The organism is Arthrobacter sp. AG258, assembly GCF_004364695.1.
Classification (GTDB): domain Bacteria; phylum Actinomycetota; class Actinomycetes; order Actinomycetales; family Micrococcaceae; genus Arthrobacter.
Genome location: NZ_SOBI01000010.1, coordinates 24,408 through 41,381 on the forward strand (window position 1 = coordinate 24,408; position 16,974 = coordinate 41,381).

A 16,974-nucleotide genomic window follows, 5' to 3' on the forward strand; every position below is an offset into this window, starting at 1 on the left:
CAGCAACTAGCGCTGCACGGCTCCGAAGCGTTCCGCGGCCAGGGCCACGGCGCTTTCGCGCGCGGCCGAGGCTTCGTCCGCGGTCAAGGTGCGGTCGGCGGCCCGGAACCGGAGCCCGAAGGCCAGCGACTTCTTGCCGTCCTCAATGCCCTTGCCGGCGTAGACGTCGAACAGGGCGACGTCCTCCACCAGCTCGCCGGCACCTTCACGCAGGGCGGCCAGGACCTCATCGGCCGGGACGTCGGCCGGGACCACGAGCGCCACGTCCTGGGTGGCCACAGGGAAGGTCGAGATGTGGCGGGCCACGATCACGTCCGGTGCGGCGTCGAAGAGGGCGTCGGCATTGAGTTCAAGTGCCACCGAACGGGCCGGCATGTCCGAGGCCGCCAGCAGCTTGGGGTGCAGTTCGCCCGCGTACCCCACGGTCTCTCCCGTCCGCAGTGCGAGCCGGGCGGTGCGGCCGGGATGGAACGCCTGGTGGCTGCCTTGCGTGACCACAAGGTCGACGCCGAGGACGTCGCCCGCAAGGCGGGCAACATCCAGCGCGTCAGCCCAGTCCCACGTCCGCGGAGTGTGGCCGGCAGCAGCCGGGGAATCGTGGCCGGTGAGGATGGCGGCCACATGGAACGGCTGGTCCGGGACGCCGTCGTAAAGTGCGTCGAGCACCTCGTCGGCGGGCTTGGCGCCCAGTGGCGGGATGGCGGCGGTACCCATGGCGGCGCCGGGAAGGAAGACCAGGCCGGACTCGAACAGGGCGAGGTCGCGGAAGCCGCGGGAATGGTTCCGCTTGGCCACCTCGATCAGGCCCGGAAGGATCGAGGTCCGCAGGTAGCCTTGCTCCTCGCTGATCGGGTTGGCGAGCTTGACGGCGCTCCGGGGGGTGCCTTCGTCGGCCGTGCCGAAGGTGTCGTTGGCCGCCTTGGACACGAACGGGTAGGACAGGACCTCGGTGAGTCCGGCGTCCGCCAGGGCCTGGATCAGGCGCCGGCGCTGCTGCTGGACCCGGGTGAGGCCGCGGCCGGGAGGGGCCACGGGCAACGTGGCAGGGATCTTGTCGTAGCCCACCAGCCGGGCGATTTCCTCTGTGAGGTCTTCCTTGGTTTCCAGGTCGCTGCGCCAGCTGGGCGGCGTCACGGTCCAGCCGGCGTCGTGCTTTACGACGACGGCACCCAGGTCCTCCAGCGAGGTGACAATCTGCGCTTCGGTGAAGTCGATCCCGATGCGGGCCGCGGCGAAGCCGGCCGGCAGCTCGATGGTGACGGTTTCGGGGGCGGTGCCGACGTCGGTCCCCGCCTCATCAGCGGATCCCCCGGCCAGTTCCACCAGGAGGTCCACCACGCGCTGCGCGGCGATGCCCGCAACCTGCCAGTCAACGCCGCGTTCGAAGCGCTTGGACGCCTCGGACGGCAGCTTGTGCCGGCGCCGGGAACGTCCGATGGACACGTCGTCGAAGTGTGCCGCCTCAACCAGGATGTTCGACGTCGAATCGCTCACCTCGGTGGCCGCGCCACCCATGACGCCCGCGATGCCGATGGCGCCGGAGTCGTCGGTGATCAGGAGGTCCTCCGCATCAAGGGTGCGCTCCTTGCCGTCCAGGGTGGTGATCTTCTCCCCTGCGGACGCGCGCCGCACCACGATGTCGCCGGACAGCTTGTCCAGGTCGTAGCAGTGCGTGGGCTGGCCCAGCTCAAGCATGACGTAGTTTGAAATGTCCACCGGCAGCGAGATGGAGCGGATGCCGGCCAGCCGCAGCCGGGATACCATCCACTGCGGGGTGGGCCGCGTGGCATCCACGCCGCGCACCGTGCGGGCCACGAAGCGGTCGCAGCCGGGCGTGCCGTAAATGGGGGCGTCGTCGTTGAGCTTGACGCCGTAGCCGCCGGACAGCTCGCCCGGGGCGTTGACCTTCGTAGCGGGATCCGTGAAGGCGGTGCCGGTGGCGTGCGCGTACTCGCGGGCCACGCCGCGGATGGAGAAGGCGTAGCCGCGGTCCGGGGTGACGTTGATTTCCGCAGCCTGGTCGTAGAGGCCCAGGAGCTCCATGGCGTCGGTGCCGATTTCCGGGTCCAGCCCGATGCGGGAGAGCACCAGGATGCCGTCGTGGTCATCGCCGATGCCCAGTTCGCGGACGGAGGCGATCATGCCGGCGGAGAGGTGGCCGTAGGTCTTGCGGGCGGAGATGTGGAAGTCGCCGGGCAGCACGGCGCCGGGCAGGGTGACCACCACTTTGTCGCCTTCCACGAAGTTGTGGGCGCCGCAGATGATGCCCTGCACGCCGGAGGGGTCGATGCCGTCTCCTGTCAAAGTCTGCTCCTGCCCTTCGGGCACGACGCGGACCTGGCACCAGTTGATGGTCTTGCCGTTGGTCTGCGGTTCCTTGACCAGGCTCAGGACCTGGCCCACCACCACGGGCCCGCGCAGGGCGTCGGTGGGGCGGTGGACCGCTTCCTCTTCGAAACCGACCTTGACCAGTTCGGCCATGACGTCTTCGGCCGTTGCATCGGCCGGTACGGCCGCGAATTCACGCAGCCAGGAAAGTGGGATACGCACTGTTAGATCTCCATCCCGAAGTGCTCGCTGAACCGTACATCGCCTTCGATCATGTCGCGCATGTCCCCCACCTCGTTGCGGAACATGAGGGTGCGCTCAATGCCCATGCCGAAGGCAAAACCTGAATAGACGTCCGGGTCGATGCCGGCGGCGCGCAGGACGTTCGGATTGACCATGCCGCAGCCGCCCCACTCGATCCACGCCGGGCCCCCCTTGGCCCCGGGATGGAAGATGTCCAGTTCGGCGGACGGCTCCGTGAACGGGAAGTAGTTGGGGCGCAGCCGGATCTGGGCTTCATCGCCGAACATCTGCCGGGCGAAGTGCTCAAGGGTGCCGCGCAGGTCCGCCATGCTGAGGTTCCTGTCGATGGCAAGGCCCTCGAACTGGTGGAACACCGGGGTGTGGGTGGCATCGAGTTCGTCGGTGCGGAACACCTTGCCGGGGCACAGCACGTAGATGGGTACTTCGCGCTCGAGCATGGAGCGGACCTGTACCGGGGACGTGTGCGTGCGCATCAGCAGGTGGGCTTCGGGCGGCTCAACGAAGAAGGTGTCCTGCATTTCGCGGGCCGGGTGGTCCGGCTTGAAGTTCAGCGCATCGAAGTTGAACCACTCCGATTCGACCTCGGGGCCTTCGGCGATTTCCCAGCCCATGCCCACGAAGATGTCCGCCACACGGTCCTGGAGGGTGGAGAGCGGGTGGCGGGCACCGGCACGGCGACGGCGCGGCGCGGCGGTGACGTCCACGGTTTCCTCAACCAGGATGCGGGCATCGTTCTCGGCTTCCAGGACGGCCGTGCGGTCGGCGAGCGCCTTGTTGACCCGGCCGCGGGAGGCGCCCATCAGCTTTCCGGCGAGCGCTTTCTGGTCCTTGGGCAACCGGCCGATCTCACGGTTGGCAAGGCTCAGCGGGGATTTCTCGCCGCTGTGGGCAAGCCGCACCGCCTTCAGCTCGTCAAGGGTGGCCGCACCGTCGATGGCGGTGATGGCCTGGTCTACAGCGGCGTTGATGGCGGCCTCATCCGTGGGGTTCGGAATGGCGGCGCCCGGCAAAGTTTCAGTCATCTACTGTTCTTAGCTACGAGTCGTGGCTGCCGGCGGGCGGGGCAGCCGTACGCGGTTTCCCGCTCGGCGCGTCCGTCGCTGGCAGGTCATGGATGAATGCGCTGAACGTCAGTTCATTCAATGACCAGGTCAGGGCTCGCCGGCAGGACCGGCGGCCACTGCCCTCCAGTCTAGTTGAACCCTCCGGCTACCATGGCCTCATGACTTTGCGGCAGCGCGCGGGTACCCAGGATGTCCCGACGACGGCCCAGCGGCTCAGGCGGGCAGCGAACCTCCTCAACGGGAGTACTGTCGCGGGCCTCGCCGTCGCCCTCGCCGCGGGGACCCGGCTAAGCCGCGGCCCGCGTGGCATGGTCTTGGCCGCCGGGTACCGTTGGCGGCTTCCGGCCGCCCGCGCCTTCACGGTGGGGAACGTGGTGCTGTACCGCGGTCCGGCCGCCGACCTGTTGTCCCGGCCTGCGTTGCTGGGCCATGAGGAGCGGCACTGCAGCCAGTACGCCTGGTGCCTCGGCCTGCCGTTCATTCCCTTATACCTGGCCGCGGCCAGCTGGTCCGTGCTGCGGAGCGGAAATCCGGGAACAGCGAATATTTTCGAACGCAGGGCCGGCCTGGCCGCCGGCGGCTACCCGGTTCCGGCGGGGGGCGCGGTCCTGTGAACGCCGCGGAGCGGGCCTCCACAGATGCCGGCACGGTGACCGTCACCGGGAGCGGGTGGGCGGAGGCGGTCCCTGACCTGGTGACGGTGTCCGTGGCGGTGGAGTGCCGCGCGCCGTCCTTGACGGACGCGTATGCGGCGGCCGGCCAGGGCCTTGCCGCCGTGGCCGCGGCCCTCCGGGGACACGGCGTTGCCCCTGCCGACCTGCGGACGGGCGGCCTGTCAGTGCGGGCAGACCTCGCGTGGCGGGACGGCGAAGGGCAGAAACTCGTGGGCTACGTTGCGGTCGGCAGCCTTGCTGTCAGGCTGCGGGACGTCGGCAACGCACCGGCGGCCATCTCCGCCGCCGTTGAGTCGGGCGGTGACGACGTCCGGCTGGAGAGCCTGCAGCTGGTCCTCTCCGATGACTCAGCCACCCGTGCACAGGCCAGGGAGGCTGCCTGGCAGGACGCACTCCGCGCAGCCGCCCAGTTCGCGTCGCTCGCCTCGGCCACACTGGGCCGGGTGTTGTCCGTGACCGACCTCCGGGCGGCTCCCGGCCCGGTACCGGCCGCCGGCCTGCAACGGGCCTCCGCCGTTGAGGGGCTGCCCCTTGAGTCCGGCCGGAACCGGGTGGAGGCAGGCGTGACGGTCACGTGGGAGCTGCTGCACTAGCCGGCGTTGGCTGGGAGAAGCCCTGAGGCAGCGCGCCGCCCTTGACTTCCGTTCGAACATGTCTTCGAATGGAGGCCATGAGATGGGAAGCACAGGCTTTGGTTCCGACCCCCGAAACTGCCAGTGGGGCTGCTCCGGCATTGCTGCCGCTGGCCGGCCTGGTCCGGTCCGTCACCACTCCCGAGTTCGCCGGCATCACGTTCCATGAGGTCACCGCAAAATCGGTGCTCAACAGGGTCCCGGCGGGGTCCAGGATGCCTTTCGAATGGACGGTGAACCCCTACCGGGGTTGCAGCCACGCCTGCGTGTACTGCTTTGCCAGGAAGTCCCACACGTACCTGGATTTCGACGCCGGCATGGACTTCGACAACCAGGTGGTGGTTAAAGTCAACGCGGCGGAAGTCCTGCGCAAGGAAGTGAACAAGGCGTCCTGGACGCGCCAGCAAGTGGCGCTCGGCACCAACACCGACCCCTATCAGCGGGCCGAGGGACGGTACCGCCTCATGCCGGGCATCATCTCCGCCCTGGCGGACTCCGGCACTCCCCTGTCCATCCTCACCAAGGGCACGTTGCTGGCGCGGGACATCCCCCTGTTGAAGAGTGCCGCCACGCAGGTGCCGGTAGGCCTGGGAATCTCGCTGGCCATGACCGATGAGGCCCTTTCGGAAGCCATCGAGCCCGGCACACCCGGGCCCAGGGCGCGGCTGAGGCTGGTGTCCCGGCTGCGCGAAGCCGGGCTCCCGTGTGGGGTGATGGCCATGCCCATCCTGCCGTGGCTTTCCGACAGTGACGAAGCCCTGGATGCTCTCTTCGGCTCCTTGGCGGCCGCGGGCGCAACGGGAGTCACCGCGGGTGCCCTGTACCTGAAGCCCGGGACCAGGGAGTGGTTCATGAAGTGGATCGCAGCCCACCACCCCGAACTGGCGGGACGCTACCGGCGGCTGTACGGGACGGGGTCCTACGCCTCCAAGGAATACCGCACCTGGCTGGCCGCCAAGGTCCGGTACTTCAAGGCACGCCACGGTTTCTCGCATTCCTCCGGCTTCAGCCACCGGGACCTGGACGATCCCCGCGCCGAGGAAGCGCAGTACCCCGCCGGCAGCATCCCCGCCCCGGCTACAGAGGGCACCGCGAGGCTTCCCGCACGGCCCCTGCAGCAGGACGCCCTCTTCTAGCGGTCCTGTGGTGGCGGTCCCGTGTCAGAGGCCCAGGTTCAGCGGGCCTGGTTCAGCGGGCCTGGTTCAGCGGGGATGCCACCGAGTCCAGCAAAGCCCGGACGATCGGAAAATCCGCGGGGATCCACGGCAGGCCCAGGACCGCGTCCCGGTCCCGGAGGTCCACCCACCGCAGTTCGTCATGGTCTTCAAGGGGCCGCGGCTCGCCGTCGCTGACCTCCGCGAACCAGACCCGCATGCTGGCCCGTTCGTTCAGCGGCCAGCCACCGGGATCCTCCGCCGGCAGTTCGGGTCCCAGCCGGACACCGATTCCGAGTTCCTCTGACAGTTCCCGCACCAGCGCGGCCTCGGGCTCCTCGCCGGGTTCAACCTTGCCGCCCGGGAACTCCCACAGACCGGCCAGGTGCTCCGGCGCACTTCGCCTGGCGACCAGCAGGGCCGCCGGGTCCGCCAGCTCGTCCACGATGGCTCCGCCCACAACCTGAATCAGTCCAGTCATTCGGCCATTCTATGGTCCACAATGGAATGTCCCGGAACAGCATTCCAGCCTCAGGGAATAGGTCCTGGCCGCCAAGGGTTTGCGACTCTGTCCGGACGTTCCTGCCCCACTGCCGTGGCATCCGGTCTTTTCCACCCATCTTTGAGAAGCAGGCACATGAGCAGCGTTCTTTCCCAGTCCACGGCAACACCCGCCAAGACCCCAAACCTTGGGATGGCCATTTTTGCGCTGGCCATGGGCGGGGTAGGCATCGGTGTGACCGAGTTCACCATGATGGGCCTGTTGAAGGAGGTGGAGCAGGGACTGGCGATCAGCACTCCCCAGGCCGGCTACCTGATCTCCGCCTACGCCCTGGGCGTCGTGGTCGGCGCCCCGCTGCTTGCCGTCGTCGGGGCCAAGCTACCCCGCAAATACCTGGCGCTCGGGCTCCTGCTTTTCTTTACGGTTGCCAACCTCAGTTCGTTCATCGCACCTGACTACGGGTCCATGCTCGTCTCGAGGTTCGCTGCGGGCCTGCCGCACGGGGCGTTCTTTGGCGTGGCCGCCGTGATAGCCGCCTCCCTGGTCCCGCCGACGCGGCGCGGCTGGGCCATCTCCATGGTGATGGCCGGCCTCAGCATCTCCAACGTCGTCGGAGTACCCTTTGCCACCTGGCTGGGCCAGGCCTTCGGCTGGCGGCTGCTGTTCGTCCTGGTGGGGTGCATCGGGCTGCTGGCACTGGTGCTCGTCTGGATCTTCGTGCCGTTCCAGAAGACGCACCCGGACGCGAGCATCCGGCGCGAACTCGGTGCGCTGAAACGGCTGCAGGTGTGGCTGGCGCTCCTGGTGGGGATTGTTGGCTTCGGCGGCTTCTTCGCAACCTATACCTACATCGCCCACACCATGACCAACGTGGCCGGAATCCCCTCCACGCTGATCCCGCTGGTGGTGGCCTTGTACGGACTGGGTATGGTGGCCGGGAACCTCATCGGCGGCAGGCTGGCCGACAAGTCGGTGATGGGCACCCTCTACCGCGTCCTGCCCGCGATTGCAGTTGCCCTGGTGCTCTACGCCGTGGCAGCACACTGGGCATGGAGCGCCCTGGTCATGGTGTTCGTGGTGGGGGCCGCCGGTTCCATGCTGGTCCCCGCCCTGCAAACCCGGCTGCTGGATGCTTCACCGGATGCGCCGTCCTTGGCTTCCTCGCTCAACCACGCCGCGCTCAACGTTGCCAACGCCCTGGGGGCCTTTCTCGGCGGCCTCGTCATTGCCCTCGGGTGGGGCTTCGTAGCCCCGGCGCTCGTGGGCGCCGTACTTGCCGTCCTCGGGTTCGGCGTCGCGCTGCTCAGTGGCGTGCTGGAGCGCAAGCGTCCGCTGGCAGCCTGATCCCGCCCGCGACCCACCATCGCCGCGGTACCGCCATGTACAGCCAGGGAGCTTCCTCGTCGCCGGTTCTTCGCTGCTGGACAGTGCAGGATCCCGCCGTGGCCCCACCCGGTCCATACCGTACCGGGACGCCCCTAACGATGCAGCAACGGCGCAGGTTCGGCTACTGACTTTGCGGGGCCCTTATGTTAGCTTGAGGCTCATCGGGACTATTTTTCCCGGTCACAATAAGGAGGAGACATGGGTTTTCTTGCTTGGATTATTTTGGGCCTGATTGTCGGGGCCATCGTTAAGGCCGTTATGCCCGGACGGGTCGGCGGCGGCTGGGTCACCAGCCTCATCCTCGGTGTTGTTGGTGCCATTGTTGGCGGCTGGATTGGCAGCCTCCTTTTCGCCAAGGGCGACATGGGCTTCTTCGACCTCGGCACGTGGATTCTCGCTATCGTCGGTGGCCTCATTGTCGCCGGCATCTACGGATTCGTCACCGGACGCGGAAAAGCCACCCGCGCGCCCTGACCACTCCGTCACCACATAACCACCGGGCCCCGGATATCCGGGGCCTTTCTTTGTGCCCGGCCGCTTCTTCCCCGGCCACTCCTTCGTCGGCGGCGCCCTCCTGGCTGGCCGCCGGCAACTTATTCCGGAACTGCCCCATCCCGGCGTTGGGACCTGGCGCTGGCGTAGAGGCAGACGGTGGCCGCAGTACCGAGGTTCAGGCTCTCCGCCGCCCCGTAGACGGGGACAGCCACCCGGTGGTCGGCCAGGGCAAGTTCTTCCTCCGACAACCCCTGCGCCTCGTTGCCGAAGAACCAGGCTGTGGGCCCGGCCAGGTCGTACACGGAATCCGGGCCCTTTCCGGTGAGCCTGCGGCGGGCGCTCTCGTCCTGGAGGACATCCAGGTCCAACTGTCCGTAGCCGTCCGCAGCGAGGATGCCGATGCCGCGGGCCTTGCACGCAGCCGCGAGTTCGGCCGGGTCGGCAGCCAGGACAACGGGCAGGTGGAACAGGGAACCGGCCGTAGAGCGGACTGCCTTGGGGTTGTAGATATCGACGCTGGACGCAGTGAACACCACGGCGTCGGCCCCGGCGGAATCGGCGGCGCGGAGCACTGTTCCGGCGTTACCGGGATCCCTGACCTGGCAGAGCACGGCTACCAGGCGTGGTCCGGCGTCGAGCACGTCCGCCAGGGAGACGTCCACGAAGCGGCAGACGGCCACGATTCCCTGCGGATTGACCGTGTCGGCCATGGCCGACAGGACTTCATCGGTGGCCAGCCGTGCCGTGGTCCCCTCGGCAAGCTCCTCAAACTCGGGAAACCGGTCCAGGCAGCTTTCGCTTGCGTAGACGTCCGTGACGATGCCCGGGGCTCCGGCCGCAAGGCGCTGCTGGTGGAGCTTGAGTGCCTCGCGCACTGCCTGCGGCCCCTCAGCAAGGAACTGGCCACGCTTTAAACGGGCCGGGCGCCCTGCAAGCTTTGCCACGTCCCTGACCCGATCGGCTCGGGGGTTGGACAGTGGAAAATCTTGCGGGCGCCCGGTGTCGTTCATACAAGAAACTGTAGTAGCTGCTGCCACCAGTTCTTGAACCGGCCCCTCAGGGAGGAGCACTGCGCGGCCTCTAGGCTGCGGCGACCTTCTTGGCGGAGGTGTCAGCCGGCAGGGAGTCCTTGGCCACCTGGACCAGTGCGGCAAATGCGTTGGCGTCCGAGACGGCGAGCTCGGCCAGCATGCGGCGGTCAACCTCGACCTCAGCGGCCTTCAGGCCCTGGATCAGTCGGTTGTAGGTGAGGCCGTTGGCGCGGGACGCAGCGTTGATGCGCTGGATCCACAGGCGGCGGAAGTCGCCCTTCTTCTTCTTGCGGTCACCGTAGCTGTACACAAACGAGTGCAGCAGCTGCTCTTTGGCCTTGCGGTACAGGCGCGAACGCTGTCCGCGGTAACCCTTTGCCCGCTCAAGGACAACCCGGCGCTTCTTGTGGGCGTTTACCGCCCTCTTCACACGTGCCACGTGCGTACTCCTTCGAAAATCTGATCCCAAGCATCTGTTGCCGGAAATCCGGCGGCCTGAGAAGGCTGTTTGGCAGAAGACGAACCGCCAGGGGGCGGCCCATCAATAAACTTGGAAACTAGATGCCGAGCATCTTCCGGATGACCTTGGCATCGCCCTTGAAGACGATCTTGTCGCCGGCGAGGCGGCGGGTCAGGCGGCTGGACTTGTGCTCCAGGTAGTGGCGGCGGTTGGCCTGCTGGCGGCGCAGCTTGCCGCTGCCGGTCAGCTTGAAGCGCTTCTTAGCACCACTGTGGGTCTTCATCTTCGGCATGGGAACCGATCTCCTTACGTTTCTGCGGGCCCTGGGGCCGGCAGTTCTATCGCGCAGCCGCCCCTGCGGGCAGCATGCTGGTTGCTGACTGCCGGAGGGCGGAACCTCCGGCAGCTGTGAACTAGTTGGTCTTCTTACCCGCCGGCTTGGGCACTGCCTTGGGGGCAGGGCGGGCAGCAGGCTTCGGTGCAGCAGGCCTGGCCACCGGCTTCGGCGGTGCAGGCACGGCGGCGGGCTTCGGCGCCGCTGCCGCCGGCTTGGCGGCCGTCGCGGGCTTCGGTGCTGCAGCGGCTGCCTTCGGAGCCTCCTGCTTCGGAGCCTCCTGCTTGGCTGCAGCAGCCTTGGGCGCGGCGGCCTTAGGTGCTTCCTGCCGGGGTGCCGGGGCAGCCTTGGGAGCTTCCTCCTTGGCGGCTTCCTGCTCGGGAGCCGGTGCAGCAGGCGCCTCGGCAGCGGCAGTTTCCTCCGGAGCCGTCTCCGGTTCGGTGGAAACGGTGAAGCCTTCCGGCAGGAGGTCAGCCAGTGACTGGGTCATGGGCGCCTGGTCCGTGCCGGACGTGTCCACACGGCCGGAGGCCTTGGCTTCGTTCTGTGCCTTCGCCTCGGCGCGCTGGGTGGCGCGACGGGCTTCAGCCTTTGCCTCGGCCTTGTTCTTCAGCGGACCGACAACCATGACCATGTTCCGGCCATCGATGCGGGGGCTGGACTCCACCACGCCAACTTCGGCGACGTCGTCCGCGAAGCGCTGGAGCAGGCGGATACCCATTTCGGGGCGCTGCTGCTCGCGGCCGCGGAACTGGATCATGGCCTTGACCTTGTCCCCGGCGCCGAGGAAGCGAAGGGCGTGGCCCCGCTTGGTCTCGTAGTCGTGGGTGTCGATCTTGAGGCGGAAGCGGATTTCCTTCAGAACGGTGTTCGTCTGGTTCTTCCGGGCCTCACGTGCCTTGACCGCGGCTTCGTACTTGTACTTGCCGAAATCCATCAGCTTGCACACCGGAGGCTTCGCCTGAGGTGCAACTTCAACGAGATCAAGGTCGGATTCGGCAGCCAGGCGCAGGGCATCCTCAATACGGACGATTCCTACCTGTTCACCTGCAGGTCCGACCAGCCGCACCTCGGGGACGCGGATACGCTCATTGATTCTTGGCTCGCTAATGTTAAAGCTCCTGTGTTTGTTGTTGTGTCCGGCAAATAGAGAAGGCCCCCAATTGCCGGAGCAATCGAAGGCCTCAAACAGGTTGGCGAAGCCGTCCCGAAAACGGGAAGCACGCGCACAGTTCCGGTTGTTACCGGTTCCATGCCCAACCAGGTACCCGGCAACCTTTCGTCCCCTGGCGGTTCGCAAGGAACCTGGGAAACAGCGGCTGACGCGGGTGGGAGAGAACTCCGCTTGCAAACTGGATGCCATTCTACAGAAAAAATTCCCGCCAACGCCGCGAAGCGCTGCTGGGAACCCCATCGTTTGGAACGATCTCTGAAATAACGACATCCAGTCGGTCTGTGTCAAGCTTACCAGTATGAGCACCTCAGACAGTAATTCGTACGTTTTCGAGCCCGCTGACGCAGGCGCGGACGTTTCACAGCAGATCCGCGACATCTCGGAGGTCCCCGCCATCGAGGTCATCACCACGGCCGCCGTGCACCTCATGAGCGCCGCCGCCGTGAAGCTGGGCCTCGCCGCTGAAGACAACGCAGCCGAACTCAAGGACCTGGACGAAGCCCGGAAACTGATCACCGCCCTTGCCGGCCTGGTTACCGCGGCCGCCCCGGAAATCGGCTCCCAGCACGCCGGACCGTTGCGCGATGGCCTCCGCTCCCTCCAGCTCGCCTTCCGTGAGGAGTCCCTGATTCCCGATGCTCCGGGCAAGGGCCCGGGCGAAAAGTACACCGGGGCCGTGAACTAACGCCGGACTCCCCCACGCAGCGCCCGACGGCGGGACGACCATCCGAGGTCGTCCCGCCGTCGTCGTTTCCCCGGGAACATGGCCCGCGGCTCGTCCACGCGGGCGGGGAGCAACCGTTGGAAGCGGGTTCAGGCGGCGGCCCTGCGCCGGCGCAGCTGCAGGGCCAGCCCCACCAGGCACAGCAGCACACCCGCGCCCCCGACCGAGACGAAGCCGCCGGAGGGGCCCATCAGGTCGATGAAGATGCCGGCGAGCGGTGAACCGAGCGCAACCCCGGCGGTGAGGGCCGAGCCGTACCAGCCCATCGCCTCCCCGCGCCGCTCCTCCGGGACCAGGTCCGCCACCTTCTCGGAGGCCGCCGAGAGCACCGGGGCGCACAGCAAGCCGGGCAGGACGGAGACGAAAGCGAGCGTCCAGGTGTCGTGGGCGAGTGCCATGGGCAGCGTCAGGGCCGCCATGCCCAGCAGCAGGATGACGGGCGGGACGGGCCTGTGCATGGCGCCGTAGATGATGCCGCCCACCACTGAGGCGGCGCACCAGAAGACGAAGACGATGCCGATTTCGCTCTGGTGTCCACCGATCTCCAAGGCGGCAACAATGCCAACGTCGGTGCCGCTCAGGACCATGCCGGCGCCGGCGGCGACCGCGAAGAGGGCCGCCACTGTGGCGGTGAACCAGGAGAAGCCGCCCGCCGGCCTTCCCCTCGAGCCCTCCTGCGGTGCAGCGGCACCCGCGGGCGCCAGTTCCGCGGCGGCTTCCTGGACATGGGCCGGGGCGGTGGAGACGACGGCGGCCTCCGCCGCGTGCTGCTCGTCAGCTTCGCGTCCCATTCCCGGGTCCGCACTGCGGGTGGGCGGGTTGAACCACATGAGGAACAGTCCGGCCAGTGACGTCGCTATGCCCACGACGGTCAAGCCTGCGGTGGTGAACCCGCTGGTGGCCACCACGGCGCCCGCGGCCGGGCCGATCATGAACACCATTTCGGTGGTGATGGCGTCCAGGGCAAAGGCCGTACGGCGCTGGTCGCCTTGGGCCAGGACGCCCAAGGACTGCCGGACGACGCTGAAGATGGGCAGTGTGAGCAGGCCGCCGACGAAGACGAGCGGCAGGAGCCACTGGTAGGACACATGGGGCACCACGGACCAGATGAGGGTCTCCGAGATCACCGACGGAATAAGCGCCGTCCGCAGGCCCACGGTGTCAACGCGCCGGCCACGCCACGGGGCGCCAAGGGCAATGCCAATGGTCATCACCGCCGCGGCGGCGCCGGCCGCCGCGTAGCCCTGGCCCAGGGTCAGGACGATATGCAGGGTGAGCAGGACTCCGGCAGCCGAGTGCGGGATCCGGGCAACCATGCCCACCAGCAGCAGCCGCCGGATGGGCCGGACGGCGAGCAACTCCCGGTAGAGAGCGAAATTCACGAAGCGATCCTTAGGGTCCGCCCCGGCGCGGGCGGGGTTCACCCATCCGGCCGGCAGCTAGTCGGGAGCGCGCCTGAGCTTGATCTCCAGGGAATCGACGCGCTCCCCAAACAATACATTCCGGGACCACTCGGCCTGCAGGCCGGCCACCAGTTCCTGGACCCCGGCGGCGTCCAACCCGTCCTCAAGGTAGAGCACCACCTGGAGTTCGGGTCCGGCGCCGCCGCCGGGAACCACGGTGCCGTCGGCAGCAGTGGCGGACACTCCCCTGCCAGGGAGGAGTTCGATACCGCGCACCGCGGGAAACCCGGAGGAGGCGCGGCCAAGTTCGGCGGCAAGCTCACCGTCCTCGTAGGAAGGGACCCAGTCGTGCTGCTTGGCCAGGGCCCAGACGGCCGGGCGGCGGACCACGAAGGTGAAGCCGGCCCCCGGGTCCAGGACCAGGAGTTCGGCACCCTCCGCGACGGCAGAGAGCGCGGCGCGGGCCGCGTACACGGCAACCGGCCGGGCCTCGGGGTGCCAGGCGGAGAGCGCGGCTGCAGAGGTGAATGCCGGGAGCGCCGTCCGGCCGTCGGCGGCCTTCAGCGTGACCAGGGCCATGTCCGCCTGCTTGTCGGCGTGCAGCCCGTGGTCCGTCTCCGCTTCCTCAGCAAGCTGCGCCACGATGGGGATGAAGACCCGTGCCGTTGCCAGCGCCGCCACCACCCCGGCCTCGCTGCCGCTCCCCTGCCGGAGCGCCGCAACAGCGGTGAGGTAGCCGGCGTCGGCCGTGCCGTCGTCGTCCTCGAAGTTGTGGATCTTGCCGTCTGCACCGGCGAGGCTGCGCCCGGCCCATGGCCGGCCCGCGGAGTCCGCCGGCCCGCCGGCCCCGGCGAGGGCTGCGGCGATATGTCCTGGCAGATGGCGGGCTGGGGGATGTCCCGGTTCCTGGGCGCTGGGCATTGGCTGGACCTTCCGGGCGCCTAGCGCCGGCCGGCGACGTCGAGGGCTTCGGGCAGCGTGAAGGCCCCGGCGTACAGGGCCTTGCCCACGATGGCGCCTTCAACGCCCAGCGGCACCAGCGAGCGGAGGACCTTGAGGTCATCGAGGCTGGAGATGCCGCCGGAGGCGACCACGGGTTTGCCGGTCTTCTCCACCATCTGGCGCAGGAGTTCAACGTTGGGTCCCTGCAGGGTGCCGTCCTTGGTCACGTCGGTCACCACATAGCGGGAGCACCCGGCCTCCTCGAGGCGGCCCAGCACGTCCCAGAGGTCCCCGCCTTCCTTGGTCCAGCCCCGGCCGGCCAGGGTGGTGCCCCGGACGTCAAGGCCGACGGCGATCTTGTCGCCGAAGCGTTCGATGGCCCGCGCGGTCCACTCCGGATTCTCCAGCGCAGCGGTGCCCAGGTTGACCCGGGCCACGCCCAGGTCCAGGGCCGCTTCGAGGGTCTCGTCGTCGCGCAGGCCGCCGGAAAGCTCCACCTTGATGTCCAGGCGGCCCACCACGTCGCGGAGCAGGTCCGCGTTGGAACCGCGCCCGAACGCCGCATCCAGGTCCACCAGGTGCACCCACTCGGCCCCCTGCTGCTGCCAGTTCAGTGCCGCGTCCAAGGGCGTGCCGTAGCTGGTTTCGCTGCCGGCCTCCCCCTGGACCAGCCGGACGGCCTGCCCGTTGACGACATCGACGGCAGGCAGCAGTTCAAGGACCGGCAGGTCATGTGCGGTGGTCATACTCATCCTCAGTGTTGGTTCTTCGGGACAGGGGCTGGGGCGCCGACGCCGGCATGGTCGCCGGCGGCCGGCGGGGTCAGCTGGCGGGCAGCGTGAGCAAATAGGCGGCCAGCAGCGACATGGCGGCCAGGACGTAGAAGGACACCTGCGTCCAGAGCGGCTTGTGCTGCTGACGGAACGAGATGCCGCCGCCAATCAGGATGCCGGCGAGGCCCATCAGGAGTACGGACCACATCTAGGCGCCACTGCCGGCTTCGGCCGGGGAGGTGCCATGGGCGGCGTCGCCGGTGGCGGGCTTGCGGAGGCCTTCCACCCAGTTGCGCAGGAGCCGGGCGCCGGCGTCGCCGGACTTTTCGGGGTGGAACTGCGTCGCGCAGAGCGGCCCGTTCTCCACGGCGGCAATGAAGGGGCCGCCGTGCTCGGACCAGGTGACCAGCGGTGGCGCCATCCGCGGCTGGATCACCTCAAAGTTCCACTCCTGCACGCCGTAGGAATGCACGAAGTAGAACCGTTCATTTTCGACGCCGGCGAACAGCTTGGATCCCTCGGGCACCTTGACGGTGTTCCAGCCCATGTGCGGGACAACTTCGGCGCGCAATGCCTCCACCTTGCCAGGCCATTCACCGATGCCCTCGGCTTCCGTGCCATGTTCCACGCCGGCCTCGAAGAGGACCTGCAAACCCACGCAGATGCCCAGCACGGGGCGTCCGCCTGCGACGCGCCTGCCGATGAGGCGGATGCCGTCCACGGCCTTGAGTTCGCGCATCACGGTCTCGAATGCGCCGACGCCGGGGACCACCAGGCCGTCGGCGTTGAGCACATCGTCCGGTTTGGCGCTGAGGATCACTTCCGCACCGGCGCGCTCCAGGGCGCGCACGGCGGAGCGGACGTTCCCGGACCCGTAGTCGAGCACCGTCACCGTCGGCTTGCCCTCGGGCGACGGGAGCTTCTGTGAGGCGGTGGGATCGATGATCGCACCGTCCTTGAGGACCTGCCCGCTCACAGCGCACCCTTGGTGGAGGGGATGCCTTCAACCCGGGGATCGGGTTCGACGGCGGCGCGGAGCGCGCGGGCGAAGGCCTTGAACTGCGCCTCCACGATGTGGTGCGGGTCCCGGCCGGCCAGGACGTTCATGTGCAGGCAGATGCCGGCGTGCAGCGTGATGGCCTCAAAGACGTGGCGGGTCAGGGAGCCGGTGAAGTGGCCGCCTATCAAGTGGTACTCCTGGCCAGCGGGCTCGCCGCCGTGGACCAGGTAGGGGCGGCCGGAGACGTCCACCACCGCGTTGGCGAGGGCTTCGTCCAGCGGCACGGTGGCCTCGCCGAACCTGCGGATCCCGGCTTTGTTTCCCAACGCGGTCCGCAGGACCTCGCCGAACGTGATGGCGACATCCTCCACGGTGTGGTGGACGTCGATATGGGTGTCGCCGGTGGCTTTGACGGTCATGTCGATCAGCGAGTGCTTGCACAGGGCGGTCAGCATGTGGTCGTAGAACGGCACCGAGGTGTCGATGTTGGACACACCCGTACCGTCGAGGTTGATCTCCACGAGGACGGAGGACTCGCTGGTGGCGCGCTCCATGCGGGCGGTCCGGGCCGCAGCAGTATTCGAACCGGTTGAACTCATGGTGAAGGATCCTTAGTGGGAGAAGGAGTGGTTCA

The 16,974-nt window shown here is 68.0% G+C and carries 19 protein-coding genes; 6 read left to right on the forward strand and 13 right to left on the reverse strand.

Annotated elements, in window-relative coordinates; genetic code table 11:
• Window positions 1-6 precede the first annotated feature (6 nt).
• Both pheT and pheS read right to left on the reverse strand, forming a co-directional pair.
• Window positions 7-2,550, reverse strand: a complete 2,544-nt coding sequence (gene pheT, locus DFO47_RS18435) for a phenylalanine--tRNA ligase subunit beta (RefSeq protein ID WP_133832574.1) — start codon at window positions 2,548-2,550, stop codon at window positions 7-9.
• Between the two features lie 2 nt (window positions 2,551-2,552).
• On the reverse strand, window positions 2,553-3,614 hold the full coding sequence (pheS, locus tag DFO47_RS18440) for a phenylalanine--tRNA ligase subunit alpha (RefSeq protein WP_018763602.1): 1,062 nt from the start codon (window positions 3,612-3,614) through the stop codon (window positions 2,553-2,555).
• A gap of 200 nt (window positions 3,615-3,814) precedes the next feature.
• Here pheS and DFO47_RS18445 point away from each other — a divergent pair, with 200 nt between their 5' ends.
• The 3 genes from DFO47_RS18445 (at window position 3,815) to DFO47_RS18455 (ending at window position 6,098) form a co-directional block, all read left to right on the forward strand.
• The gene (locus DFO47_RS18445) at window positions 3,815-4,270 is read left to right on the forward strand and encodes a hypothetical protein (RefSeq protein WP_133832575.1); all 456 of its coding nucleotides are present in this window, start codon (window positions 3,815-3,817) and stop codon (window positions 4,268-4,270) included.
• Entirely contained in the window at window positions 4,267-4,923 is a 657-nt protein-coding gene (locus DFO47_RS18450; protein WP_133832576.1) for an SIMPL domain-containing protein, read from the forward strand. The genes DFO47_RS18445 and DFO47_RS18450 overlap by 4 nt, the downstream gene beginning before the upstream one ends.
• A gap of 77 nt (window positions 4,924-5,000) precedes the next feature.
• Window positions 5,001-6,098 (forward strand): Rv2578c family radical SAM protein, encoded by a 1,098-nt coding sequence (locus DFO47_RS18455; RefSeq protein ID WP_133832577.1) that lies wholly within the window; start codon window positions 5,001-5,003, stop codon window positions 6,096-6,098.
• Window positions 6,099-6,150: 52 nt separating this feature from the next.
• On the opposite strand, the gene DFO47_RS18460 is transcribed toward DFO47_RS18455, so the two are convergent.
• On the reverse strand, window positions 6,151-6,597 hold the full coding sequence (locus DFO47_RS18460; RefSeq protein WP_133832578.1) for a (deoxy)nucleoside triphosphate pyrophosphohydrolase: 447 nt from the start codon (window positions 6,595-6,597) through the stop codon (window positions 6,151-6,153).
• A gap of 156 nt (window positions 6,598-6,753) precedes the next feature.
• Between DFO47_RS18460 and DFO47_RS18465 the strand changes: the two genes are divergently transcribed.
• The gene (locus DFO47_RS18465; protein WP_133832579.1) at window positions 6,754-7,962 is read left to right on the forward strand and encodes an MFS transporter; all 1,209 of its coding nucleotides are present in this window, start codon (window positions 6,754-6,756) and stop codon (window positions 7,960-7,962) included.
• A gap of 240 nt (window positions 7,963-8,202) precedes the next feature.
• Window positions 8,203-8,478: a GlsB/YeaQ/YmgE family stress response membrane protein gene (locus DFO47_RS18470; protein WP_018763608.1), complete on the forward strand. Its 276-nt coding sequence runs from the start codon at window positions 8,203-8,205 to the stop codon at window positions 8,476-8,478.
• A gap of 119 nt (window positions 8,479-8,597) precedes the next feature.
• Here DFO47_RS18470 and DFO47_RS18475 read toward each other — a convergent pair whose 3' ends face one another.
• The 4 genes from DFO47_RS18475 to infC form a co-directional block, all read right to left on the reverse strand.
• Window positions 8,598-9,509, reverse strand: coding sequence for an RNA methyltransferase (locus DFO47_RS18475; protein ID WP_026265103.1), 912 nt, complete (start codon window positions 9,507-9,509; stop codon window positions 8,598-8,600).
• 70 nt (window positions 9,510-9,579) lie between these two features.
• Window positions 9,580-9,969 carry a 50S ribosomal protein L20 gene (rplT, locus tag DFO47_RS18480; RefSeq protein ID WP_018763610.1) on the reverse strand — a complete coding sequence of 130 codons (390 nt, stop codon included), beginning with the start codon at window positions 9,967-9,969 and terminating at the stop codon, window positions 9,580-9,582.
• Between the two features lie 118 nt (window positions 9,970-10,087).
• Window positions 10,088-10,282, reverse strand: coding sequence for a 50S ribosomal protein L35 (gene rpmI / locus DFO47_RS18485; RefSeq protein WP_009358635.1), 195 nt, complete (start codon window positions 10,280-10,282; stop codon window positions 10,088-10,090).
• Between the two features lie 121 nt (window positions 10,283-10,403).
• Complete coding sequence (gene infC / locus DFO47_RS18490) at window positions 10,404-11,516, reverse strand: translation initiation factor IF-3 (protein WP_279586715.1); 1,113 nt, start codon at window positions 11,514-11,516, stop codon at window positions 10,404-10,406.
• A 280-nt stretch (window positions 11,517-11,796) separates the two neighbouring features.
• Between infC and DFO47_RS18495 the strand changes: the two genes are divergently transcribed.
• Window positions 11,797-12,183 (forward strand): DUF1844 domain-containing protein, encoded by a 387-nt coding sequence (locus DFO47_RS18495; RefSeq protein ID WP_018763612.1) that lies wholly within the window; start codon window positions 11,797-11,799, stop codon window positions 12,181-12,183.
• 128 nt (window positions 12,184-12,311) lie between these two features.
• Here the strand turns inward: DFO47_RS18495 and DFO47_RS18500 are convergent, their stop codons facing one another.
• From DFO47_RS18500 to hisB, 6 genes are all read right to left on the reverse strand, one after another.
• Window positions 12,312-13,604 carry an MFS transporter gene (locus DFO47_RS18500; protein WP_133832580.1) on the reverse strand — a complete coding sequence of 431 codons (1,293 nt, stop codon included), beginning with the start codon at window positions 13,602-13,604 and terminating at the stop codon, window positions 12,312-12,314.
• A gap of 57 nt (window positions 13,605-13,661) precedes the next feature.
• Window positions 13,662-14,546, reverse strand: a complete 885-nt coding sequence (locus DFO47_RS18505) for an SseB family protein (protein ID WP_133832581.1) — start codon at window positions 14,544-14,546, stop codon at window positions 13,662-13,664.
• 20 nt (window positions 14,547-14,566) lie between these two features.
• Window positions 14,567-15,313, reverse strand: a complete 747-nt coding sequence (gene priA / locus DFO47_RS18510; RefSeq protein ID WP_018763615.1) for a bifunctional 1-(5-phosphoribosyl)-5-((5-phosphoribosylamino)methylideneamino)imidazole-4-carboxamide isomerase/phosphoribosylanthranilate isomerase PriA — start codon at window positions 15,311-15,313, stop codon at window positions 14,567-14,569.
• Between the two features lie 76 nt (window positions 15,314-15,389).
• Window positions 15,390-15,548, reverse strand: a complete 159-nt coding sequence (locus DFO47_RS21160; protein ID WP_018763616.1) for a hypothetical protein — start codon at window positions 15,546-15,548, stop codon at window positions 15,390-15,392.
• Window positions 15,549-16,316 carry an imidazole glycerol phosphate synthase subunit HisH gene (hisH, locus tag DFO47_RS18515; protein WP_109044891.1) on the reverse strand — a complete coding sequence of 256 codons (768 nt, stop codon included), beginning with the start codon at window positions 16,314-16,316 and terminating at the stop codon, window positions 15,549-15,551.
• Window positions 16,313-16,939, reverse strand: coding sequence for an imidazoleglycerol-phosphate dehydratase HisB (hisB, locus tag DFO47_RS18520; protein WP_018763618.1), 627 nt, complete (start codon window positions 16,937-16,939; stop codon window positions 16,313-16,315). The genes hisH and hisB overlap by 4 nt, the downstream gene beginning before the upstream one ends.
• Between the last annotated feature and the right edge of the window lie 35 nt (window positions 16,940-16,974).